This is a genomic window from Bradyrhizobium sp. CW1 (genome assembly GCF_023100665.1).
GTDB lineage: Bacteria > Pseudomonadota > Alphaproteobacteria > Rhizobiales > Xanthobacteraceae > Bradyrhizobium > Bradyrhizobium canariense_D.
In genome coordinates this window covers 1,263,848-1,285,633 of sequence record NZ_CP064684.1, presented here as the reverse complement: position 1 = coordinate 1,285,633, position 21,786 = coordinate 1,263,848, and the positions used below count along the sequence as shown (strand labels likewise).

The window sequence follows — 21,786 nt, the reverse complement described above, 5'->3', positions numbered from 1 at the left end:
TGGTGCAGCAAGATAGGATAACGTGCGACCGTGACGACATCACGGCTTGTTTATTGCCGCTTCAGTCTTTCGCAATCGCCCGATCGTAGGCCGCGATCGTCAATTTTGCGCGAGCGGCAACGTCCGTTACCGTCATGCCGGGCTTGTAGAGGTTGGAGCCCAGCCCGAACGCCGTCACGCCACCCTCGATGTACTCCGCGAAATTCTGGTCGGAGACGCCGCCGACGGCGGCGATCATCACGCCGGCCGGCAGCACGGCGCGGATCGCGGCGATGCCGGACGCGCCGAGCACGCTTGCCGGAAAGAACTTCAGGCCAGAGGCGCCGGAGCGCGCGGCCAGCAGCGCCTCGGTCGGCGAAAACACGCCCGGCAACGTGACCATGGCGTATTGGTGCGCACGCGTGAGCACCTGCGTATCGACATTCGGCGAGACCATCAGCTTGCCGCCGACATCGTTGAGCCGATCGACATCCGCTGTGGTCAGCACCGTGCCGGCGCCGATCAGCACGCCGGCCGGCGCGAGCTTGACGGCGGTGGCGATGGAGCGGAACGGATCGGGCGAGTTTAGCGGGATCTCGATCGCGGTCATGCCGGCCTCGATCAGCACGCCGACGATGGCCTGCGTTTCCTCGGGCTTCACGCCGCGCAGGATCGCAAGCAGTGGCCGCTTCATCGCCGGAAAGGGAACGCTCATTTCAACAGTCCTCTCATTTCGTCCAGATCGCGGCAGCCGCCATCGACAGACCGCGGCGGACCGCTTCATCGGCATCGACGGGGTTCACGGTGACCGACAACGCATCGAAAGCCAACGTGTACAGCATCGCGAGCCGCCCCGAGGCAATCAACGTAATGCCTGCTTTCGGCACGGCGCCGGAGAGCCCGGCGGCCAGCTCGATGCCGATCAAAGTGCCCGACAGCGTTTCGCGCGCCGCGGCCGGTGTGCTCCCGAACAGAAGCTGACGCGAGCGCGCGCCGAACAGAAAATTGGCCGCGAACGACGGCGCCTCATACGCAGCTCTCACCGCCGCCTTGAAGCTCGCGACGTCCTCGGCGTCTTCGGCGCCTGCGACCGCAAGCGACAAGATCGTCTCGCGCGACACAACGCTGAAGAGCTCGCCGGTCATGAAGGTGGAGAAATGCGCGATCGTATCGTCCTTCAGGCGTACCCATTTCGAATGCGTGCCGGGCATGCAGACCAGCGCCTCACCTGCGGCATCGAGACCAAGCGCGCCGAGCAGCTGTGTCTCCTCGCCGCGCATCACGTCCGGCGCTCTTGTATCGCGCTGCGCGATACCCGGCAGGATGCGGATATCGCGTGCTTCGCCCGGCACGTGCGCGGCCTGCTCCAGGACGGCCGCGAGCGGCGCGGGTGTATCGACATATCCGGCTTCGACCCAGCCCGTCTTGGCGCCGGCCATGCCGCAGACCAGAACCGGCAGATGAGCTGGTGCTTCGACGGCGGCAAGATGGGATTGCAGCACGGCCGCGAAGCCGGTCTTTGCCGCCGCCAGCATGCCCTCGCCGCTGCGGCGTTCGGCCAGCACTACGCCGGTACGATCGATCAACCAGAGCCGGAAGCTGCTGGTGCCCCAGTCCACCGCGACGTAAGCGGGTTCGGTCATCTCGGTTCTCGTCCTCGTCTCACCGGCAAGACGCCGTCTCGCGACAATGAGACGACGGCCCGCAAATTCGCCACGGGATATCGGCTATTGCCGCCGCAAACCAGCGTTTTCTCGCGGGACTGAGCCGCTGTAGCGCTGGCACACCGCTTGCGGAGCGGTGGCACACCGCTTGCTCAAGCAACCCTGCTCACGTCCGTGAACCGCGCAATAAGACGCGTCAACATCAGATGAGGAAACCCATGGAGATCGGCTATTTCACGATGCCTTCGCACCCGCCGGAGTGCGGCCTGAAGGAAGGGAACGACTGGGACCTGCAGGTCATGCGCTGGCTCGACGAGCTCGGCTATCAGGAGGCCTGGGTCGGCGAGCACCATACCGCGCCCTGGGAACCCAATCCCACGCCCGATCTGCTGATCGCGCAGGCGCTGATGCAGACCAAGAATATCCGTATCGGGCCGGGCGGCTTCCTGCTGCCCTATCACCACCCGGCCGAGCTCGCCAACCGCGTCGCCATGCTCGATCACCTCTCGGGAGGTCGGCTCAATTTCGGCGTCGCGGCGAGCGGCCTGCCGAGCGACTGGGCCATGTTCAATGTCGACGGCATGAGCGGACAGAACCGCGACATGACGCGCGAGGCGCTGGAGATCATTCTGAAGATGTGGAGCGATCCCGCGCCCTGGACCTACAAGGGCAAATTCTGGACGGTGACCAAGCCGGACACGATGTTCGACTTCTTGAAACCCCACATCAAGCCGTTGCAGACGCCGCACCCGCCGATCGGCGTCGCTGGGCTCTCGAAGAACTCGGACACGCTGAAGCTCGCCGGCGAGCGCGGCTTCATTCCAATGAGCCTCAACCTGAACCCGGCCTATGTCGGCAGTCATTGGGATTCGGTTGTAGCCGGTGCCGCCAAGACCGGGCGCAAGCCGGACCGGGCCGATTGGCGGCTGGTGCGCGAGGTGTTCGTCGCCGATACCGACGAGGAAGCGTGGCGGCTCTCGACCGGCGACATGATGGGCCGGATGATGGGCGAGTACTTCCTGCCGCTGCTCGGCCATTTCGGCTTCAAGGACTATCTGAAGCACGCGCCCGACGTGCCCGATAGCGACGTCACCGTCGAATATTGCGCCAAGCGGAACTGGATCGTCGGCTCGCCAGCGACCGTCGCCGAGAAAATCGAGAAGATCTACGAGGAGGTCGGCGGCTTCGGCGTGCTGCTGGTGTTCGGCTTCGACTACAAGCACAAGGCTGAAGCCTGGCATCACTCGCTGTCGCTGCTGAAGAACGAGGTGATGCCGCGCCTGAAGCATCTCGGCTCCGCGAAGAAGGCGGCTTGACCCGACGCGGGTGCGGCGCGATCGTGCCGCACCCACATCCATTTCGGAGATTTCCGCGTGACGGTGGACGCCAGTGCTTTCGACGCTAAGAATTTCAAGCAGGCGATGCGCCAGTGCGCCGGCGCGGTCGCGCTGGTGACGGTCGGCGCCGAGCACGGCAAGCGCACGGGGCTGACGGTGACCTCGGCCTGCTCACTGTCGGACTCGCCACCATCCCTGATCGTGTGCGTCAACCGCAACGCCAGTGCGCACGCGCGCATCCGCGAGGAAGGCGCGTTCGCGATCAACTTCCTGCACGAGGACCACGCCCTCCTGGCGCTTACCTTCAGTGGCCAGAAGGGCGTCAATGGCGACGACCGTTTTGCGTTCGGGGAGTGGACGCGTGGGGTGACCGGCGCGCCGGTGCTGAGCGATGCGGTCGCCGCATTCGACTGCGTGCTGGCGCAGGAATTCGAGACCAAGACGCATTCGATCTTCGTCGGCGAGGTGCGCGGCGCATCGCATTCCGACGGGGCGGCGCCGCTCGTGTATCTGCGCAGCAGCTTCCACGCCCCGCGCGAAATCCGCGGCACCGTGACAGTCGGCGACCTCGACTCGCGACATCTGAGCTGGAGCGATTTTTCGTAGAGAGCGGCGGCAGGCTCGCTGCCGCTCCCGTCTCCCCTTGCGGGAGAAGGTGGCGCGAAGCCCCGGATGAGGGGTATCTCTCCGCGGACTCAGAAGCAAGAGAGTCAAGTGCGGAGAGATACCCCTCGCCCGTCTCGCCGCGTTCGCGGCGAGCCGCCCTCTCCCGCAAGGGGAGAGGGAAGAAAGATCGCTACTGCGTCGTCTCGATCTTCAACTGCTTGATCTTGCGATACAGCGTGGCGCGGCTCAGCTTCAGCGCGCGCGCTGTTTCCGTCACGCGGCCGCCGTGTTTGCGCAAGGCTTCGACGATCGCCGCGCGCTCCGCCGCTGCGAGATCCGGCTCCGCCCTTCCACCAAACGGCGGCAGATCGAGGTCGGCATCGGTGATGACGTCGTCCTCCGCCGTGCAGCCGGCGAGCCGCAGCACATGCCGAAGCTGGCGCATGTTGCCGGGATAGGGATAGGCCGCGAGCCGCGCCCAGGCCTCGTCCGAGAGCGAGCAATTCGGCGCCTCCTCGTGAGCGATCTGGCGGATGACGTCGTCGCGGTCGGCGCGCTCGCGCAAGGCCGGCAGCCGCACCTCCATGCCGCGCAGACGGAAATATAGGTCGGTGCGGAAGGCGCCCTCCTCGGCCATGCGGCCGAGATCGCGATGGGTGGCGCTGATCAGGCGAATGTCGACCGGCACGGGCTTCAGCGCGCCGAGCGGCCAGACTTCGCGGTTCTCCAGCACCCGTAGCAGCCGCGTCTGCAGCGCGATCGGCATGTCGCCGATCTCGTCGAGGAACAGCGTGCCGCCGTCTGCCTGCACGATCAGGCCCTTCGAGCCGTCGCGGCGTGCGCCGGTGAAGGCGCCGGCCTCGTAGCCGAACAGCTCGGCATCGATCAGGCTTTCCGGCATCGCCGCGCAGTTCAGCGCGACATAGTTGTGGCGCGCGCGATTGCCGGCTGCGTGAATGGCACGGGCGAACACATCCTTGCCGACGCCGGTCTCGCCATGCAGCAGCACCGGCAGATTGCGATCGCCGATGCTTCTAAGTCGCTTCACGCTCCTGATCAGGCTGGGATCGCGTCCGGCGAGCCGCTGCAGCGCATCGAAGCGATCGACCGGTGCATCGCGGCGCGGCGCGAGCGGACGGGTCGAGGCCCTCGCCCGCAGCGGCGGCGCGACATGGCCGTGCCCTAGTGAACTGCCATCGGCCCGGCGCAGTTCGACGAGATCGTCTGCGTCGCGCGCGGCGGGATGGTCGAATTTGACATAGCGCGACAGATCGATGCCGGCTGCGATCAAGCCGTCGGTGAGACCCAGCAGTGCGCGCGCCGAACGGCAGGCGCCGACGATGCGGCGATCGTCGTCATAGGCGAGCAGGCCGCCGCCGCCGTCGCCCGGCACGGTCGCGATCCAGGCGTTGCGGAAATGACTGCGGAAGATCGCGCCCTCCATGCGCCGCGTTGCCTCCATCGTCACCGCGAGCGCAAGCTGATGCGCGGTGCGTTCGAGGTCCTCGCGGCAGGAGGTGATGTTCACGGCGCCTGCGAGCCGTCCCGCCTGGTCAAACAGCGGCGTCACGGCGCAGGAAAACATGTGCCACTGCGCGCGAAAATGCTCGTCGCGATGCACCAGGATCGGCTTCTGCTCGGCGAGCGCGGTGCCGAGCCCATTGGTGCCTTCGGAGGCCTCGGAAAAATTCGAGCCTGTGTAGATCTTCCAGTCCATGAATAGTCGTGCGTCGGCCTCGCCGGGCAGGCGGCTGAACAGCATGGTTGCGTTCACGTCTGCCAGGTTGACGCAATAACCGGCACCGCGCAGTACCCGGGCGAGGTCGTCGAGCTCCGGTGTTGCAAGCCGGATCGTCTCCTCCATGGGTTCGGCGACGTGACGGATCTCGGCTTCGGTGAGCGTCTGCGGCGGCCCCTGACGGCCGGGATCGAGCTTGTGGCTGACCAGGCAGCGCCGCCAGGAATTGGCAATGCGCGAAGAGGCATCGACGTCGGCCAAGCGGTCTATAACCTGATTGGCGACGGACAAGACACGGGCGACATGGTTCGAGGCCGAAAGGCTGGCCATCGCGGACGTCTCCACCCTGCATTATTGTGCAAAGTCTGGCACCGCAGGCGGGGATGTCAATCGGGAACCGGGAACGCGGCGAAGCGCAATCAGAATTGCTGCACCGCCCTCACCACGTATCAATACAGGGCCGCTTCTTCCCAGTCCGCGCCGGCGGCTTCGGCACCGAGCGCAGGCCCGCCATGATCCAGCGCCTGGTCTCGGCGGGGTCGATGACGTTGTCGATCTCGAACACGGAGGCGATCGAGACCGCCTTGCCGTTGGCATAGAGCTCGGCGACCTTGTTGCGATAGTAAGTCTCGCGCTCGACGGGGTCGGCGATCGCCTCCATCTCCTTGCGGAAGCCGAGGCGGACGTAACCCTCCAGGCCCATGCCGCCGAACTCGCCGGTCGGCCAGGCCGCGGTGAAGAATGAGGCGTGGAAGCCACCGCCAATCATCGACTGTGCACCCAGCCCATAGCCCTTGCGCAGCACGATGCCGAACAACGGCACAGTCAGGCTCGCGCCTGTCACGAACATGCGCGAGACGTGGCGCACGATTGCCGTCTTCTCGGCTTCCGGACCGACCATGAAGCCGGGCGTGTCGCACAGCGAGACGATCGGCAGATCGAAGGCGTCGCAGAGCTGGAGGAAGCGCGCGGCCTTGTCGCCGGCATCGGCGTCGATCGCACCGCCGAGATGCCGCGGATTGTTGGCGATCAGGCCGAACGGCTTGCCCTCGACACGGATCAACGCCGTGATCATGCCGACACCGTAGTCGCGGCGCAGCTCCAGCACGGACTCCTTATCCGCGACGAGGTCGATCACGCTGCGGATGTCGTAGACGCGCAGGCGGTTCTCGGGGATCGCGCGGCGCAGCAGGCGCTGGTCGGCGGCCTGCCAGTCCGTCACCGCACCCTGGAAATAGGATAGGTATTTTTGCGCAACGGATGTTGCCTCTTCTTCGTCCTCGACGAGGATGTCGATCACGCCGTTCGGCGACTGGAACGTAACAGGACCGACCTCGGCCGGGTGATAGACACCGAGCCCGCCGCCTTCGATCATCGCGGGGCCCCCCATGCCGATCGAGGCGTTTTTGGTTGCGATGATGACATCGCAGCAGCCGAGCATCGCGGCATTACCGGCGAAGCAATAGCCGGAGACGATGCCGATAACCGGCACCAGACCCGAGAGCCTTGCGAACTGCACGAAGGACGGACCATCAAGCCCGGTCATGCCGAGCCGGTCGGTATCGCCGGGGCGGCCGCCGCCGCCCTCGGCATAGAACACCAGCGGCACGCGCCAGTCTTCCGCGAGCGTCAGCATGCGGTCGATCTTCTTGTGGTTCATGTGGCCTTGCGTGCCCGCGAGCACGGTGTAGTCGTAGGCCACGACGATGCAGCGCCCGCCTTCGGGACCGAACTTCTCGGCGTTCACGGTCGCGACGCCCATGACGAGGCCGTCGGCCGGCGTGTTCTTGACGAGATCGTCGAGCTTGCGCCGGCGCCGCTGCGCCGCAATCGCAAGGCTGCCGTACTCCATGAACGAGTCGTCGTCGACGAGCTGCGCGACATTCTCGCGCGCGGTGCGCTGATTGGTGTTGCGGCGGCGCTCGACGGAGGCAGGGCGATTTTCGTCGAGCGTGTTGGCCTGGCGGGCGATCAGTTCGGCGAGATCAGGACGGATGTGGTCGAGATCGACATCGGTTTCCGTTGCCGACGCGTCCGCCGCAACGTCGAGCGGCTCCAGATACATGATCGGCTCGCCATGCATCAGCGTGATACCGTCGCCGGCGAGTAGCTTCGTGACGCGGCCGCCCTGCTCGGCCATGACCAGATGTTCCATTTTCATGGATTCGATCACGGCGAGCTGCTGGCCCGGGCGCACGACCTCGCCTTCCTTCACCTGAATAGTGACAATGGTCCCCTGCAAGGGTGCCGCGACCATCACTGTGCCTTCGGGCACGGTCTGTGCCGTATGCGCCTCGGTGCCGGGACCGCCGTTTCGCTCCGTCGCTGCAAAATAAAGTGGTTTGGCCGCGCCATCCGCGGCTTCGACGAGCTTGCCCATGTTGCAATCGATGAAGTCGGTCGCGATGCGGTTGGACCTGAAGTCGGGATGCGCCAGCACCGCCTGGAGGAAGGCGATGTTGGTGATGACGCCGTCGATCCGAAACTCGCGCAAGGCGCGCGAAGCCTTGGCGACCACGTCGTGCCAGGCTTCACCGGGCGTATGCACGATGACCTTTGCCAGCAGCGAGTCGAAGGCGGCGCTGGTCTTGTAGCCGGCATAACCGAAACTATCGACGCGGACGCCGGGGCCCGACGGCGGTTCGAACACGGCGAGCACGCCGCCGGTCGGGTGCGTCGCGCCTAGCTCGTCCAGTGTCTCCATGTTGACGCGGAGCTGCATGGCATAGCCGCGCGGTTTCGGGATCGAGCCTTGCGCCAGGCCGAGCGAGGCAAGCGAGGCACCGGCGGCGACCGCGAGCTGGGCGCGGACGAGATCGAGGCCGAGCACCTCTTCCGTCACGGTGTGCTCGACCTGAAGCCGCGGGTTGGCCTCGATGAAGGCAAAACTGTCTTCGGCGGCACCGTCGACCAGGAACTCGAACGTGCCGAGATTGTCGTACGACGCGGCCACGGCGAGTTGCTTCGCCGCCGCGATGATACGGCCACGCAAGCCGTCGCTGAGCGACGGGCTCGGCGCCACCTCGATCAGCTTCTGGTGTCGGCGCTGAATGGTGCATTCGCGCTCCCAGAGGTGGGAGATCGCGCCGTCGCGATCGCCGATGATCTGCACCTCGATATGGCGCGCCTGCCGGATCAACCGCTCGGCATAGACGCCGTCGAAGCCGAACGCGGCCTTGGCCTCGGACTGGCAGCGCGCATAGGCCTCCGCGAGATCGGCAGCGCGCTCGACCACGCGCATGCCGCGCCCGCCGCCGCCGGCCATTGCCTTGATCACGATTGCCGCGTTGCTGCCGAGCGAGGTGAAGAACGCCGCGATGTCCTCCAGCGAGGACGGCCCGCTGGTGCCGGCGATGATCGGGACGCCGCAGCGCTTTGCCAGTTGCCGTGCCGCCACCTTGTCGCCGAACAACTCGAGCGCCGCGGCCCGGGGCCCGACGAAGGCGATGCCTGCATCGGCGCAGGCCTTCGCGAACGCAGCGTTCTCGCTGAGGAAGCCGTAGCCGGGATGCACGGCGTCGCAGCCTGCGCTCTTCGCCGCCTTGACCACGGCCTCGATGTCGAGATAGGCCCGCGCGCCGCGACCGGGGATTTCGACGGCCTCGTCGGCAACCCGCACATGCAGCGACATCGCATCGTCCGCGGGATGGATCGCGACCGTCGCGATGCCGGAATCGGCTGCGGCGCGCGCGATGCGGATGGCGATCTCGCCGCGATTGGCGATCAGGAGCTTCTTGAACGACATGCAGCGTCTCCATGCCCGCGTGCCCAAGCGCGGGTCGGCAGGTCCCATGGTTCTGCTTCGTCACTTTAACCGAGGCCGTCAAGGGCAAGAACGCGGTCCCGACGACCGTTCCCGCGGGCCGGAATTTCAATCGGTCGCGCGCGCCGTGATGAGGCGAATAATCCGCGCCACGGCAGACGGGATCGGCGCGATGATCGGCACGGTGAACATCGGCTGAAGCTCGCACGCAGCTTCGCCCAGCGGGCCGCCACCGATGATGACCGCCTCCGCGCCATCCTGTGCGATGCAGGCCTCGACCGCGCCGGCAAGCGCCGCACGCAATCGCGCCGGATCGCCCATCAGGTCTTGCGGATCGCCTTTGGCGAAGCGGGCGCCGGTATAACGCGATCGCAACCCCAGCGCGTCCGGCACGGCGTCGATCTTCGATTCCAGCAGCGGCGTCGTGGTCGCCACGCCGAAGCGACGGCCGTTCTCGGCGGCTGCCAGCATGGAGGACTGACCGATACCGACCGCGGGCCGTTTAACCGCGGCTTTGATCCCGGCCAACCCGGGATCGCCGAACGCCGCGACGATGATGCCGTCGCATGCATGCCGGTTCGACTGCGCGATCTCCAGAACTTCGATGGAAGCTGCATCCAGCGCATCCGGCGTCACGATCATTTGCGGCGCGCGCGTTGCGGTCGCGCCGTCGATGTCGAAGCCGTCCACGGCGGCCGACCTCGCGATGGCGACCATCATCTCAGTGGTCGCCACAGAACTGTTCGGATTGATCAGGAGAATGCGCGCGCTCATTCTCCTGCTATACTAGGCCGCCCGTACCCCCGCAACGAAAGCACTGACCTCGTCTTCCAGCGATTGCAGCTTCTGCGACAGCCGGCCGCTCGATTGCAGCACGAGGCCGGCGGCCTGGCCGGTCTCCGCCGTCGCGTCGGTCACACCCGAGATGTTCTGCGAAACCTGGTCGGTGCCGGAGGCGGCCTCCCGTACGCTGTGCGCGATCGCCGCCGTCGCGGCGCCCTGCTCCTCGACGGCTGCGGCGATCGACGAGGAAATTTCGTTGACCTCCATGATGGTCTTGCGAATGCTGTCGATGTTGCCGACCACCTGGTTGGTCTCGGCCTGGATCGCCGATATCTGCGCGCCGATCTCGTCGGTCGCCTTCGCGGTCTGGCTCGCCAGCGACTTCACTTCGCTTGCCACCACTGCAAAACCCTTGCCGGCCTCGCCGGCGCGCGCCGCCTCGATGGTGGCGTTGAGCGCGAGCAGATTGGTCTGCGAGGCGATCTGGTTGATGAGGTCGATGACCTCGCCGATCTTGTGCGCGGCTGCAGCAAGTCCCTGCACGGTGTCGTTGGTGCGTTGACCGTCGGCGGCGGCCTTGTCGGCCACGCTTGCAGCCTGCGCGACGCGCTGGCTGATCTCGGCGATCGAGGACGACAGCTGCCCGGCGGCGGAGGCCACCGTCTGCACGTTGCTCGAGGCCTGCTGGCAGGCGGTGGCGACGAGGCTCGCACGGTCGGTCGCCTTGTCGGCGGTCTCGGACATGCCCTGCGCGGCCTGCTGCATCGCGCGCGCCTCCTTGAACACGTCGCGGACGACGGCTTGAACGTTCGCTTCGAACTTGCCGGCGAGGTCGGTCATCGTCTTGCGCTTCTCCTCGTCGGCCTTCTGCTTCGTCTCCTGCTGTTCGGCGTGCATGCGGCCGACCGCCGACGCATTGTCCTTGAACACGGCGAGCGCCTTGGCGAGCCCGCCGATCTCGTCGCGACGATCGGTATGGGGCACGTCGAACGCGCTGTCGCCGGCGGCGAGGCGGTCGGTCAGTGCCGTGATCTTCGCCAGCGGCCGGGTCACGCTGCGGCCGATCACGAAGGAGGCGCCGAGCACGAGCACGAACACGACCAGGCACACCAGGGCGAAGGTCATCGCATTCTGGCGGAAAACGGCGTCGACGTCGTCGAGATAGATCCCGGTGCCGATGATCCAGCCCCAGGGCGCAAAGCCCTTCACATAGGAGATTTTCCCGACCGGCTGGTCGAAGCCGGGCTTCGGCCAGAGGTAGCTGTAGAAGCCCGCGCCCTGCTTTTTGACGACGTCGACGAAGCCGACGAACAGCGCGTTGCCGGACGGATCCTTCATCCCGGAGAGATCCTTGCCGTCGAGTTCGGGCTTGATCGGATGCATGACCATCTTGGGGGTCATGTCGTTCAGCCAGAAATACTCGACCTTGTCGTAGCGCAGGCTCTTGATCTCCGCGATCGCGCCGGCCTGGGCCTGCTCGCGCGGGAGTTTTCCTTCGCTCTCGAGCTTCTGGTAGTGCGCCAGGATGCCGTAGCCGACGTCGACCAAGTGCTGCGTCTTGGCCTGACGATCGGCGATCATCTGCGCGCGCAAGGTCGAAAGCGCGATCGGCGCCAGCGCGATCATGCCAAGGAGGCTGATGCCGACAATCAGGACCAGCTTGAAACTGATGCGGGAGAAAAACATTGGTGCTCGCAAGATTTGGAAGGCTGATATGCCAGTTTATCCCGCGCCCCTTAGCAAAGCTTTAAGCATTCGGGTTCCCCCACCCCGCAAAACTCCATGCATCCTACCGGCATGCCGCAGACGGCTCGCAGGCTCGCGAGGCTGGCTGCATCCGAGATGCGAACTCTTCAAAACTAGAAGACCTCGACATCGCCCCTCCGAGCGTTGACTTGCAGGGGGCTCTGACGGAACGATCGGCGCAGATCATCGGCGCCAGCCGGGGCATGGGCGCAGCCGGAGGCCAGAGGCTCAATGCACCAATCGACATCGACAGGGTCTCTCGACCTTCCGGCGCTGAGCGCAGCGGAGCGGCTCTTCATTTGGGGATTTCGGGCCAAGGCGCGCAGCGGAAGCGCCGTTCCGACCGCGGCCGACATCCAGCAAGTGACGACCATTTTGGCGTGGGCGACGCCGTGCCTTCGCTGGAATCCATCATCGAGATCTTTGCCTGCACGGCGCATACGGCCATCGCGGTGCACTGCCCGACCTGCCCCCGCATGTCCGACAGCGAGCACAGCATGTTACGGGCGATCGCGGCCGCGCAGAAAGAGCGCGACGATATCGCGCGCGAGCAGTTCGAATGCTGGCTGCCGCCAGTCGGCGCCGATTGGGCTCTCGCACCCGTGCGGGGGCTTGCAACGATCTTCCGCATGGCGGGTCTCATCCTGCCCGACCGGCACGTTCCGTCTTTGGACCATGACCAGACGATGGCGATGAAGAGCTGGCTGGTCGGAAGCCCCACGTTGCACTGACCGGGATCGCGCATGATGCAGGATAGTTGCGGCTCTGTGCCTGCCACGGAAGCCGGCGAGGCGCGGCTCTGTCCGCTTCAGGCCGCGCTTGCGACGCGGCCTGACGTCGAGAGCTACGATGATTTTGGCCGCGTCACGCTCTCGCTGTTCCGGTTCATCGCTGCCGCCTATACGACCGGCGCGTCCGATTGCTGGGAGGCGGCCTATCGCTTTGCCGACGAGGCGCCTGGCATCACCGACAGCCCGCTGCTGGTCGCACGCGTTGCCGCGCTCGTCAGAATCCTGCGCAGCGGCCGGCCCTGCCAATTGTGCTTCATGCCGCCGTCGTGCCGACGCCTGTCGAAGGACGAGGCGGAATTGATGCGACTGCTGGCGGTGGCACGCGGCAAGCAGCCGGGCGAGCTCCAAACTGTCGTCTGCCAGTTCGTCGGCAACGAGAACGAGACCGTGACGACGCGGGCGGTCAACGCGCTCGCGGTCTGCTGACACCTAGCCGCCCTTCCTGCCGAGCACGAGATCGATGGTGTGGGACGCGATCTTGCGCAGCTGCGCCTCGTCGCCGAAGGCACGTTCGAGCACGGCGAGGCCGCGCGTCACCGTGATGATGTGCAGCGCCGCGGCCGCGGAATTGCCGTTGAATTCACCGCGCGCCGCACCTGCCGACAACGTCTCCTGAACCAGAACGGTGATGCGCGAGATGAGGTTCGCGAAGGCCTGCCGCGCCTCCTCGTCCAGCCCCTCGCCTTCGGCCGCGCCGAGCTCCATCAGCCCGCGCGTCGTCGGGCATCCGCGCGGCGGCGTGCCGGCGCGGAAGTTGCTGATGGTCAGGTCGAAGAACGCGGTGAGGCGCTTTCGCAATGAGCCCGCGCCGAGCGCCTTTTGCAGCGCAAGGAGATAATCGGCCGCATAGCGCTCATAGGCCTGCAGGAACAGCGCCTCCTTGGTGCCGAAGGCGTTGTAGAGGCTGCCGCGCTGGACACCGGCGTCGCGCGCGATGTCCGACAGCGAGGTGCCGCGCACGCCCTTGCGCCAGAACTGGTCGAAGGCGATACGCAGGACATCGTCGTGGTCGAACTCGCGCGGCCTCAAGCTTTGCCCCTATCAAGCATATTTGACACGATGTCAAAAACATGATTTCTTGACGCCGCGTCAAAAACAAACTGGGGCCGATGCGCCCTTTCGTCAATGAGGATTTCGCGATGCCTCTCCTCCACATCTCGATGCGCGCCGGAAAGCCGGAAGCTTACCGGAAGGCAATCCTCGGCGGCCTCTACCGCGCCATGCGTGAGGCCCTGAACGTCCCTGAAGGCGACGAGTTCATGACCATCAGCGAGCATTCGCCCGCGAACTTCCGCTGCGGCAATGCCTACAGCGTCACGCGCAGCGACGATGCCGTGCTGATCCAGATCACCGTGTTCGCCTCGCGCACCCCCGAGCAGAAGAAGGCCCTGTACCGGCGGATCGCGGACCTGCTCGGCGAAAACCCGGGCCTCCGCCCCGAGGACGTGTTCGTCAACGTCCTCGATGCGCCCGCGGAGAACTGGTCCGTTGGAAATGGCATCGCGCAATTCGCCTGAAGCGGCAGCTTCACCGATCCGCAACGCAGGTCTCCATGATCCCGTCGAGCTCCGCCTTCGAGAGCACGCCTAGCTCGACGATGAAAACAATCCGCGCGCACGGCAGAGCCGGGGCATCGCCAACGGCGAGCGCGGCATCGCTAACGGCGAGCGCGGCATCTGCAGGGGCGAGCGTGGCGCGGCCGGCCGCGAATTGAAACACCATCTGGCGCCCGGGCTGCTCGACGGTCTCCAACAGGCCTTTTGCCCGCGCGAGTTTTGGCGCGAGGCGGCCGATGGCCTGCTGCAAGCGGGCGAGCGAAAGTGGCTGGTCCGAGGTCCAGCTCAGGGTTTCGAAGCGTTGCTCTGCCGGACGTTTCGGTCCGGGTTTGCGCGGCGCGGGCGCACGATCGACGGTCGCGGGAAACAGCAGCGCGGACGGAATCTCGCCGTGCTGCGCGTCGACCACCACGGCAGGAACGCGCTGTGCGCGGATGGCCTCGCGGATACGCCCGCCCGCACCCTCATCCGCCAGATCCAGCTTGCTCAGCGCCACGATGTCGGCGACGCGCAGCTGCGAGCGGTGCAGCGCGTCGTCGAGAGCGGCCGGCGGTGTCGCCGTGTCCATCACGCAGAGCACCGTTTCCAACGGCGCTTCGCGCAGGATCACGGGATCCATCAAATTGCGGACGATCTCGGCGGGATCGGCGACGCCGCTGGTCTCGATGACGATGTATTCCGGCTTCGGATCACGCCGCAGCAGCGTCGCAAGCGTGCGCAGCAGGTCGCCTTCGAGCGAGCAGCAGATGCAGCCATTGGCGAGGCTGACCACGCCGTCGCTCGCGCCGGCGATCAGCTCGGCATCGATGTTGATCGCACCGAAATCGTTGACCACAGCGGCGATCCGCCGCCCCTCCGCATGCGCCAGCAGATGGTTCACGACAGTGGTCTTGCCGGCCCCCAGAAAGCCCGTCACCAGGAGAATGGGGACCGGCATGTCTCAGCTCCCGACGACGGGACGGCGCACGGGACGGCCGGGCCGCACCGCGACGTCCAGCACACCATCTGTGATTAACGGCTGGCCGCTGACGATCAGATGCCGCACGCCTTCGGAGGGACGGTTCATCGCCGTGAAGGTCGCGCGGTCCGAGAGCTTCTCGTAGTCGAACACGACGATGTCGGCATCGGCATCCTTCGCGAGCCGACCTTTTGCGCGCATCGCGGGCGTGCTCTGCGACAGGATCTCCGCCGGGATCAGCGCGCATTTGCGCACGCCTTCGAGCAGCGACACGGTCTTGCGCTCGCGCACCCATTCGCGGATGAATTTCGTGAAGCAGCCCGCCGAGCGCGGATGCGAGGTGGCGTCATTCGGCAGCGGCCAGGCATCGCCGGTGTAGGTCTTGCCGTCCGACGTCGTCCACGGCATCGCGTCGGAGGCGATCGCGCCGCCGGGATAGAGCACCGACATGTCGAGGAGGTCGCGGTGATGCGCATTGTTCTCGGTGTCGAGGATGTGCCACAGCACCAGCGAGGACGGCTCTTCCGCCTGCGCCTTCAGGAGCTCCTCGCGATCGCTGAAGCGATGGCCGTCGGTGACCCGCTGCACGGAATCGTAACCGGTGCCGTTGCGCTCGACGAATTCGGGGTCGCTGAAGAAGGCGGCCGCCAGCACGGTCGAGCCGGTGCCGTAGGGATAGGCCTCGACCGTGATGGGCAGGCCCTGCGCCTGCGCTTTCGCGATCAGCACGCGGCAGCGCTCGACGTCGGTCTTGCTCGACGAGTTGAAATGGCAGATGTGCATGTGCGCGCCGGTGGCTCCGGCATAGCCGATCAGGCGGATATAGGCTTCCGCCGCGCTCTCGGGATCGATGCGCGACATGTAGGCGACATGGGTGAAGGTCGGCACGTCCTGCGCGGCCGCGAGCTGGCAGACCGCGGTCAGCTCCTGCACGCCGGCGCCCGGCGCATAGGCGTTCAAGATCCCGATGCCGATGCCGCCCTCGTTCAGACCGCGCGAAAGGCGCTCGAGAATGCCGGCAACCTCCGCATCGCTGGCCACATTGTCCATCCAGCGGCGATCGCGCATGGCGTTGCCGAACGCCTCCAGCGAGCTCTCCGCATTGGAGCCCGTCATCGCGCCGATACGCGCGAAAGCCCAATTGGTGGCCGCGCCGTAGTTCAGCACGCGCCCCTTCCGCGCCTGGCGCTCATACCAGGATCCGACCGGCAGCACGCCCGCTTCGAGATCGAGCGTGGTCGTGACGCCGTCGAACGCCTGCATCCGATCCGCGGGGAGCGACTGGCCATGCGCATGAAGGTCGATGAAGCCGGGGGCGACCACGAGCCCGGTCGCGTCGATCGTCCGCTCGGCGCTTCCGAGCGAGGCGCCAATCGCGGCGATCCTGCCGTCCACGACCGCCACATCACCAACCGCGTCCATTCCGCTGGCGGGATCCACCACCCGGCCGCCAGAGATCACCAAGCCGCTCATATCAAAATTCCTCCGCGCTGAATTCGCATCAAGGCAGATTCCGGGAGGGACGACCACCTCCACCGATGCTGACGCATCATGCTCGCAAGGAAGGCTCGAAAGGGAGGCTCGAAAGGGAGGCTCGAAAGGGAGGTCAGTTTGCATGCGGGTTGCGGATACGCGCTCGCAGCCTCGCGGCATGTTTTGCCCGAGCTATGCTTCTCGCTTCACCCCCTCGAAAAGAAAGGGCGCAGGGAAGACCGGGCGCCGGCTGGCACCCATAAAAACCCCCATGCGAACTGATTGCACACGCAATGCATAGGGGAGACACAGGGCAGCCGAGACCAGGCCTTCCCTGCGCGATGGTTTGACGGCCTATGCCGCGCTCTCCCCGGAGACGAGTTCCTTTTTGTCTCCGTCACCCCCGCGAAATGCACGGCACCGCGCCGGTTGACGCGCTGACGCCTTCGCAAAGGCTTGACCGTAGCAACGACGGCCAGGACCACACGGTTTCGCCGTACGCAGGCTGACCCTGCTTCGCCAAGAGGCTTCGCAGGACATGCCTGCTTCGCCAGAGGCTTCGCGAGGTCTGGGCGCCGTCCGTCGATGCGGTTCGTGCCGTGCTCACGAGGTTCATCTCGCCCTGCACGCAACAAGCCCGCCTTTAACGCCGCCCGCGTCCACCGCAACTCCCAGCCCGCGTTCGTGACGACGTACGACCGCCCCTTTTGTGGGCTGGGATGGCCGACACATACGATATTTCCGAATTTCGGTAAACTGGAATATTTTTGCGGAGAGGGATTGACTTGCGTTTGCGGCTGTTTCGCCCAACCGGCGGAGACGACGGACTGCACGACCATGCAATGGACCGCAGAGCAGCTCCGCCGTCTTCTCGCCCCCATTATCATTCAGAGATGTAGCGGGGCGCTACGGTGGGCAAAGTTCCCAAAGGTTTTGTGTGATCGCTCGACGTCTCCTGCAACGCGACCCTCGTCATTCTATTTCGCGCCGCGCTCTCCTCGGCGGATTTATGTCGGCGGGGACCGCCCTCGCGCTTGGCGGATGCGCCGGCTTGGGTGCGACCGGGGCGCGTTTCGACGCGTCATCGTTATCCCTTGACCCCACATTGCTCGTCACCACCACGCGCAAGCCGGTGAACGGCGGTCGCACGAAGCCCTGGTTCGGGCCGGAGCGCGCGACGACCATGACAATCGCGCGGGCGAAGCTGGGGGCGCCGGACGAGAGCCGCCTTTCTCTGGCCTCGGTTGGACTTGGCGATTGGCGCCTTGACCGGGTCGAACCGGTGTCGGCCGACGTTGGCGATCTCGTTGCGCAGGCCGGCGGAGGAGACGTGCTGATCTATGTGCACGGCTTCAAGCAGACGTTCGAGACGGCGGTGCTGGATGGCGCCCATCTCTCCGATGGGATCAAGTTCCGCGGCCGGACCATGGTGTTCTCCTGGCCCTCCAAGGCAGGACTGTTCGACTATGCCTATGACCGCGACAGTGCGATGTGGTCCCGCGACGAGTTCGAGCGCGTGCTCTCCACACTCGTGTCGGCGCCAGGCACCGGCCGCGTGAACATCGTTGCGCACAGCATGGGAACCATGCTGTCGCTCGAAAGCCTGCGTCAGCTCTATGCGCGATACGGCGACACAGTGACGAGCAAGATCGGCGCCGTGGTGTTTGCCGCGCCCGATATCGACATGGACGTGTTCTCGTCAGCGATCCAGCGCATCGGTCCGCTTGCGGGCAAAATCACCGTGATCGCCGCGACGAACGATCGCGCACTGGCGTTGTCGGGACAGATCGCAGGTGGAATGACCAGGGTCGGCGCCGCCGAAAAAGCCGTCATCGCGCGCCTCGGCGTACGCGTGGTCGATGCGTCAGCGGAAGGCTGGGGCATCATCAACCACGATCTTTTTCTGTCGAATGCCGAAGTGCAGCGGGTGATCCGCCGCTCGATCGACGGCACGATCGCTTAGGAGAGCGCCTGCGCGGCATGAGTTTGATGCGTCGCGATCAATGACACCGAAGCGACAACCAACTACAATGGCAATTTTCGCTCGGCGATGATCCGCACAGGCGGAAAGGCGACGCAATCCACCACGTCGAACAACACTTCAATGTTGCGGTCAAACGCGTGCGCGAAGTCCATCGCATCATCGCGGCGTTCATCGGCAATAGCAGTGCCGAGCGTGCAATGGGGCGTCCAAGCGCCGGGCCGGTAGTGAGGACGACAATGCGCTGGATCGATTGCCGCGCTGATGATGCCGTGGATGCGAGCCAGGGATTCGTTGGCCTCCGGCTCCGCCCAGAGGACAAGCGGAGAAGCTTCGAACCAGCGAATTCGTTTGAACCTGATCCGCAGTTGCCTCTCGCCAGAACTAGCTGCCAGCATTGCATCGCACGCAGCCTTCTCGTGAGCCGCCGGGGAATCGTAGATGGCAAACGTAAAATGAGGCCGGTAGCCAAGGGCACGCATCGAGGGCTCGGCCTCGAAGACGGCAACCTGATGCCACAGCCGCACGATCTCGCCTGCTGAATCGTTGTCAGACCGGATATTGATCGCCAATGCCACAGGCGCACCCAAGGGGCGGAACAATCAAATCGAGATCAGGGGAAAGGCTGGCTTCAAGACAATGGCGCTCCCTAGGGGAATCGAACCCCTGTTTCAGCCTTGAGAGGGCCGCGTCCTAACCGCTAGACGAAGGGAGCGTTGAGGGAGAGGACATAGCCTCGAATTTTGCCGGCGGCAAGCGGGGATCGAGGGGTTTCGGATGCTCGCTCTCCGCTGTCGTCCTGGCGAATGCCAGGACCCACCAGTCCCCGCAACCACACCAGCCGGTGTTATGGGTCCTGGCCTTCGCCAGGAAGACGATGGCGGCGAGTTCCGAGGCCGTACTCACGGCTCATTGGCGAATTTCAGCTTTCCAGCCGGCTTCAACGTGTGGGCATCGAAGGTGCGGATCTCGGTGACGCCGCCGATGTCGAGCGTGATCACGAGCCGGTCGCCGGCGACGCCGCTCGAGACGATTTTGGCGCCCTTCGGGAGAGTCGCGGTGACGTCGCCTGCCGGCTCGGGCGCCCTTCCCTCGGACTTGAAAAGGCGGTAGCCCACCGCGATCAGCACGGCGCAGATTGCCAGCGCCGTGGTCAACCCCGCGACCAGCATCATCCGCCGCACCCGCGCGAACAGCGCGGCCTGCTCGGGGCTCGGTTCGGGAACAACGGTATCAGACGTCGTCATGGAAAATTCTGGCTCTGCGCAAAGGTTGGAGGTTGTCGTCGAAGGCTCCGAGGGCTCGACCCGGCTCGACCGCGTGCTGGCGCTGCACCTTGCCGAGCTATCGCGATCGAGGCTGAAAGCCCTGATTCTGGGGGGCGCGGTGAGCCTCAGGGACGCCGCGATCCGGGACCCCGCTTATCACGTCGCCTCCGGCGATACGATCACAATCGACGTGCCGGAAGCGGCCGCGCCGGAGCCGAAAGGCGAGGATATCGCCCTCGAGATCGTGTTCGAGGACGACGACATCGTCGTCCTCAACAAGCCGAAGGGGCTGGTGGTGCATCCCGCGGCGGGCCACGAGACCGGTACGCTGGTCAATGCGCTGATCGCCCATTGCGGCGGCTCGCTCTCCGGCATCGGCGGGGTGCGCCGGCCCGGCATCGTGCACCGGCTGGACAAGGACACCACCGGGTTGATGGTGGTCGCCAAGAACGACCTCGCGCATGCCTCGCTCACCGCGCAATTCGCCGATCACGGCCGTACCGGGCCGATGCGGCGCGGCTACATGGCCTTCGCCTGGGGGCTGCCGGGCCGCCATCGCGGCACCGTGGACGCGCCGATCGACCGTCACCCGCATGCGCGCGAGAAAATGGCGGTGCGCCAGGGCGGCCGCGAGGCCGTGACGCATTGGGAGCTTCTGGAGAGTTTTGCCGGACGCGACGGCAAGCCGATCGCGACGCTGCTCGCCTGCGAACTCGAGACCGGACGCACCCATCAGATCCGCGTCCACCTCGCCCATATCGGCCACCCCCTGATGGGCGACGCCGTCTACGGCCCGCATTTCAAGACCAAGGCGAACCAGCTGGGCCCCGAGTCGCAGGCCGCCCTCGCCGCGCTGGGGCGGCAGGCGCTGCACGCCTACCTGCTGGTATTGGAGCACCCGAGGACTGGAGAATTACTTCACTGGGAGACGCCTCTGCCGGAGGATTTGCTTCTCCTTCAGGGGGCCCTCAAGGCGGCGCTATGACGCAGGCCGCTTCAGAAATGCTTTACATTACAAAAAGTTATAGCTGCCACACGGGGACGTGACGTCAGCAATCCTTCCCTTTTTGCCTTCCGATGGAGTATATTGCGCTTGCGTTGAAGACCAACGCGGAACATCGCAGCACCGATCGGCTTTAACCAAGCGGTCGTCTGCCTGGCCCGCCGCTATCGGGGGCCTGAACCTGTTTGGAGGGCGCACTATGGCCCGTACAGCTACCCTGCCGGTCCTTAATGGCGAATCCGGCCTTTCCCGTTACCTCGGCGAAATCCGCAAGTTTCCGATGCTGGAACCCCAGCAGGAATACATGCTCGCCAAGCGTTGGCGCGAGCACGATGATCGCGACGCCGCGCACCAACTCGTCACCAGCCATCTCCGTCTCGTGGCCAAGATCGCCATGGGCTATCGCGGCTACGGCCTGCCGATCTCCGAGGTCGTCTCAGAAGGCAATGTCGGCCTGATGCAGGCGGTGAAGCGGTTCGAGCCCGAGAAGGGCTTCCGTCTCGCAACCTACGCGATGTGGTGGATCAAGGCCTCGATTCAAGAGTACATCCTGCGTTCGTGGTCGCTCGTGAAGATGGGCACCACCGCGAACCAGAAGAAGCTGTTCTTCAACCTGCGCAAGGCGAAGAGCAAGATTTCCGCACTGGACGAAGGCGATCTCCGCCCCGACCAGGTGGCCATCATTGCCAAGCGTCTCGGCGTCACGGCTCAGGACGTGGTCGACATGAACCGCCGCCTCGGTGGCGACGCGTCGCTCAACGCTCCGATCCGCGACGACGGCGAAGCCGGCGAATGGCAGGACTGGCTGGTCGACAATTCGCCCAACCAGGAAGCCATGCTGGCGGAGCACGAGGAGTATGATCACCGCCGTGACGCCCTGAACGGCGCCATGGGCGTGCTCAACCCGCGCGAACGCCGCATCTTCGAGGCGCGCCGCCTCGCCGATGAGCCGATGACGCTGGAAGACCTGGCTGCCGAGTTCGGCGTGTCGCGCGAGCGCGTCCGCCAGATCGAGGTCCGCGCCTTCGAGAAGGTGCAGTCCGCGGTCAAGGGCACGATCGCAAAGGCCGAACAGGCCGCGCTGGAAGCCGCGCTCTAAGCGCGAGGTTTTTAGCGCCAGAGTTTGGCGGATCGACAAGT

Annotated in this window: 19 protein-coding genes and 1 tRNA gene; 8 read left to right on the top strand and 12 right to left on the bottom strand. The window is 65.6% G+C overall.

Going from position 1 to position 21,786, the window contains the following annotated elements; all coding sequences use genetic code 11:
* Nucleotides 1–61: 61 nt before the first annotated feature.
* Together IVB54_RS06195 and IVB54_RS06190 are read right to left on the bottom strand one after the other, a co-directional pair.
* Nucleotides 62–694 (bottom strand): 2-dehydro-3-deoxy-6-phosphogalactonate aldolase, encoded by a 633-nt coding sequence (locus tag IVB54_RS06195; RefSeq protein ID WP_204512306.1) that lies wholly within the window; start codon nt 692–694, stop codon nt 62–64.
* A gap of 13 nt (nt 695–707) precedes the next feature.
* Entirely contained in the window at nt 708–1,622 is a 915-nt protein-coding gene (locus tag IVB54_RS06190; RefSeq protein WP_018453643.1) for a 2-dehydro-3-deoxygalactonokinase, read from the bottom strand.
* Nucleotides 1,623–1,861: 239 nt separating this feature from the next.
* On the opposite strand from IVB54_RS06190, the gene IVB54_RS06185 reads away from it, so the two are divergent.
* On the top strand, nt 1,862–2,959 hold the full coding sequence (locus IVB54_RS06185) for an LLM class flavin-dependent oxidoreductase (protein ID WP_018453642.1): 1,098 nt from the start codon (nt 1,862–1,864) through the stop codon (nt 2,957–2,959).
* Nucleotides 2,960–3,016: 57 nt separating this feature from the next.
* Nucleotides 3,017–3,586: a flavin reductase family protein gene (locus IVB54_RS06180; RefSeq protein ID WP_204512308.1), complete on the top strand. Its 570-nt coding sequence runs from the start codon at nt 3,017–3,019 to the stop codon at nt 3,584–3,586.
* Nucleotides 3,587–3,776: 190 nt separating this feature from the next.
* On the opposite strand, the gene IVB54_RS06175 is transcribed toward IVB54_RS06180, so the two are convergent.
* From IVB54_RS06175 to IVB54_RS06160, 4 genes are all read right to left on the bottom strand, one after another.
* Nucleotides 3,777–5,654: a sigma-54-dependent Fis family transcriptional regulator gene (locus IVB54_RS06175; RefSeq protein WP_247296133.1), complete on the bottom strand. Its 1,878-nt coding sequence runs from the start codon at nt 5,652–5,654 to the stop codon at nt 3,777–3,779.
* 109 nt (nt 5,655–5,763) lie between these two features.
* The gene (locus IVB54_RS06170; RefSeq protein ID WP_247296135.1) at nt 5,764–9,069 is read right to left on the bottom strand and encodes a carboxyl transferase domain-containing protein; all 3,306 of its coding nucleotides are present in this window, start codon (nt 9,067–9,069) and stop codon (nt 5,764–5,766) included.
* A gap of 126 nt (nt 9,070–9,195) precedes the next feature.
* Nucleotides 9,196–9,861, bottom strand: coding sequence for an aspartate/glutamate racemase family protein (locus IVB54_RS06165; RefSeq protein ID WP_247296136.1), 666 nt, complete (start codon nt 9,859–9,861; stop codon nt 9,196–9,198).
* 12 nt (nt 9,862–9,873) lie between these two features.
* Nucleotides 9,874–11,556, bottom strand: coding sequence for a cache domain-containing protein (locus tag IVB54_RS06160; protein ID WP_018453637.1), 1,683 nt, complete (start codon nt 11,554–11,556; stop codon nt 9,874–9,876).
* A gap of 440 nt (nt 11,557–11,996) precedes the next feature.
* On the opposite strand from IVB54_RS06160, the gene IVB54_RS06155 reads away from it, so the two are divergent.
* Together IVB54_RS06155 and IVB54_RS06150 are read left to right on the top strand one after the other, a co-directional pair.
* On the top strand, nt 11,997–12,347 hold the full coding sequence (locus IVB54_RS06155; protein ID WP_018453636.1) for a hypothetical protein: 351 nt from the start codon (nt 11,997–11,999) through the stop codon (nt 12,345–12,347).
* 12 nt (nt 12,348–12,359) lie between these two features.
* Nucleotides 12,360–12,833 carry a hypothetical protein gene (locus IVB54_RS06150; RefSeq protein ID WP_247296140.1) on the top strand — a complete coding sequence of 158 codons (474 nt, stop codon included), beginning with the start codon at nt 12,360–12,362 and terminating at the stop codon, nt 12,831–12,833.
* A 3-nt stretch (nt 12,834–12,836) separates the two neighbouring features.
* Here IVB54_RS06150 and IVB54_RS06145 read toward each other — a convergent pair whose 3' ends face one another.
* Complete coding sequence (locus IVB54_RS06145; protein ID WP_247296142.1) at nt 12,837–13,436, bottom strand: TetR/AcrR family transcriptional regulator; 600 nt, start codon at nt 13,434–13,436, stop codon at nt 12,837–12,839.
* Nucleotides 13,437–13,546: 110 nt separating this feature from the next.
* Here IVB54_RS06145 and IVB54_RS06140 point away from each other — a divergent pair, with 110 nt between their 5' ends.
* Nucleotides 13,547–13,924, top strand: a complete 378-nt coding sequence (locus IVB54_RS06140) for a tautomerase family protein (protein ID WP_247296144.1) — start codon at nt 13,547–13,549, stop codon at nt 13,922–13,924.
* Between the two features lie 10 nt (nt 13,925–13,934).
* Here the strand turns inward: IVB54_RS06140 and IVB54_RS06135 are convergent, their stop codons facing one another.
* Nucleotides 13,935–14,900, bottom strand: coding sequence for a GTP-binding protein (locus tag IVB54_RS06135; RefSeq protein ID WP_247296146.1), 966 nt, complete (start codon nt 14,898–14,900; stop codon nt 13,935–13,937).
* Between the two features lie 3 nt (nt 14,901–14,903).
* Nucleotides 14,904–16,394 carry an amidohydrolase family protein gene (locus tag IVB54_RS06130; RefSeq protein ID WP_247296148.1) on the bottom strand — a complete coding sequence of 497 codons (1,491 nt, stop codon included), beginning with the start codon at nt 16,392–16,394 and terminating at the stop codon, nt 14,904–14,906.
* A 937-nt stretch (nt 16,395–17,331) separates the two neighbouring features.
* Between IVB54_RS06130 and IVB54_RS06125 the strand changes: the two genes are divergently transcribed.
* Nucleotides 17,332–18,357 carry an alpha/beta hydrolase gene (locus IVB54_RS06125; RefSeq protein ID WP_085349595.1) on the top strand — a complete coding sequence of 342 codons (1,026 nt, stop codon included), beginning with the start codon at nt 17,332–17,334 and terminating at the stop codon, nt 18,355–18,357.
* Nucleotides 18,358–18,419: 62 nt separating this feature from the next.
* Here IVB54_RS06125 and IVB54_RS06120 read toward each other — a convergent pair whose 3' ends face one another.
* The 3 genes from IVB54_RS06120 to IVB54_RS06110 all read right to left on the bottom strand — a co-directional run bounded on the left by IVB54_RS06120 (nt 18,420) and on the right by IVB54_RS06110 (nt 19,622).
* Nucleotides 18,420–18,953 (bottom strand): 2'-5' RNA ligase family protein, encoded by a 534-nt coding sequence (locus IVB54_RS06120; protein ID WP_085349596.1) that lies wholly within the window; start codon nt 18,951–18,953, stop codon nt 18,420–18,422.
* 62 nt (nt 18,954–19,015) lie between these two features.
* Nucleotides 19,016–19,090: transfer RNA gene (locus tag IVB54_RS06115), tRNA-Glu, on the bottom strand.
* A 187-nt stretch (nt 19,091–19,277) separates the two neighbouring features.
* Complete coding sequence (locus IVB54_RS06110) at nt 19,278–19,622, bottom strand: hypothetical protein (protein WP_247296153.1); 345 nt, start codon at nt 19,620–19,622, stop codon at nt 19,278–19,280.
* Here IVB54_RS06110 and IVB54_RS06105 point away from each other — a divergent pair.
* Both IVB54_RS06105 and rpoH read left to right on the top strand, forming a co-directional pair.
* Entirely contained in the window at nt 19,621–20,628 is a 1,008-nt protein-coding gene (locus tag IVB54_RS06105; protein WP_247296155.1) for an RluA family pseudouridine synthase, read from the top strand. The genes IVB54_RS06110 and IVB54_RS06105 overlap by 2 nt on opposite strands.
* Before the next feature lie 217 nt (nt 20,629–20,845).
* Entirely contained in the window at nt 20,846–21,745 is a 900-nt protein-coding gene (rpoH, locus tag IVB54_RS06100; RefSeq protein WP_007596598.1) for an RNA polymerase sigma factor RpoH, read from the top strand.
* Nucleotides 21,746–21,786 lie beyond the last annotated feature (41 nt).

Excerpts from the sequence above, each read along its gene's own strand:
- IVB54_RS06130 (WP_247296148.1), bottom strand. The coding sequence starts at position 16,394 with ATGAGCGGCTTGGTGATCTCTGGCGGCCGGGTGGTGGATCCCGCCAGC.
- IVB54_RS06165 (WP_247296136.1), bottom strand. The coding sequence starts at position 9,861 with ATGAGCGCGCGCATTCTCCTGATCAATCCGAACAGTTCTGTGGCGACC.
- IVB54_RS06135 (WP_247296146.1), bottom strand. The coding sequence starts at position 14,900 with ATGCCGGTCCCCATTCTCCTGGTGACGGGCTTTCTGGGGGCCGGCAAG.
- IVB54_RS06190 (WP_018453643.1), bottom strand. The coding sequence starts at position 1,622 with ATGACCGAACCCGCTTACGTCGCGGTGGACTGGGGCACCAGCAGCTTC.
- rpoH (WP_007596598.1), top strand. The coding sequence starts at position 20,846 with ATGGCCCGTACAGCTACCCTGCCGGTCCTTAATGGCGAATCCGGCCTT.
- IVB54_RS06175 (WP_247296133.1), bottom strand. The coding sequence starts at position 5,654 with ATGGCCAGCCTTTCGGCCTCGAACCATGTCGCCCGTGTCTTGTCCGTC.
- IVB54_RS06105 (WP_247296155.1), top strand. The coding sequence starts at position 19,621 with ATGGAAAATTCTGGCTCTGCGCAAAGGTTGGAGGTTGTCGTCGAAGGC.
- IVB54_RS06110 (WP_247296153.1), bottom strand. The coding sequence starts at position 19,622 with ATGACGACGTCTGATACCGTTGTTCCCGAACCGAGCCCCGAGCAGGCC.
- IVB54_RS06195 (WP_204512306.1), bottom strand. The coding sequence starts at position 694 with ATGAGCGTTCCCTTTCCGGCGATGAAGCGGCCACTGCTTGCGATCCTG.
- IVB54_RS06150 (WP_247296140.1), top strand. The coding sequence starts at position 12,360 with ATGATGCAGGATAGTTGCGGCTCTGTGCCTGCCACGGAAGCCGGCGAG.
- IVB54_RS06140 (WP_247296144.1), top strand. The coding sequence starts at position 13,547 with ATGCCTCTCCTCCACATCTCGATGCGCGCCGGAAAGCCGGAAGCTTAC.
- IVB54_RS06170 (WP_247296135.1), bottom strand. The coding sequence starts at position 9,069 with ATGTCGTTCAAGAAGCTCCTGATCGCCAATCGCGGCGAGATCGCCATC.
- IVB54_RS06185 (WP_018453642.1), top strand. The coding sequence starts at position 1,862 with ATGGAGATCGGCTATTTCACGATGCCTTCGCACCCGCCGGAGTGCGGC.
- IVB54_RS06160 (WP_018453637.1), bottom strand. The coding sequence starts at position 11,556 with ATGTTTTTCTCCCGCATCAGTTTCAAGCTGGTCCTGATTGTCGGCATC.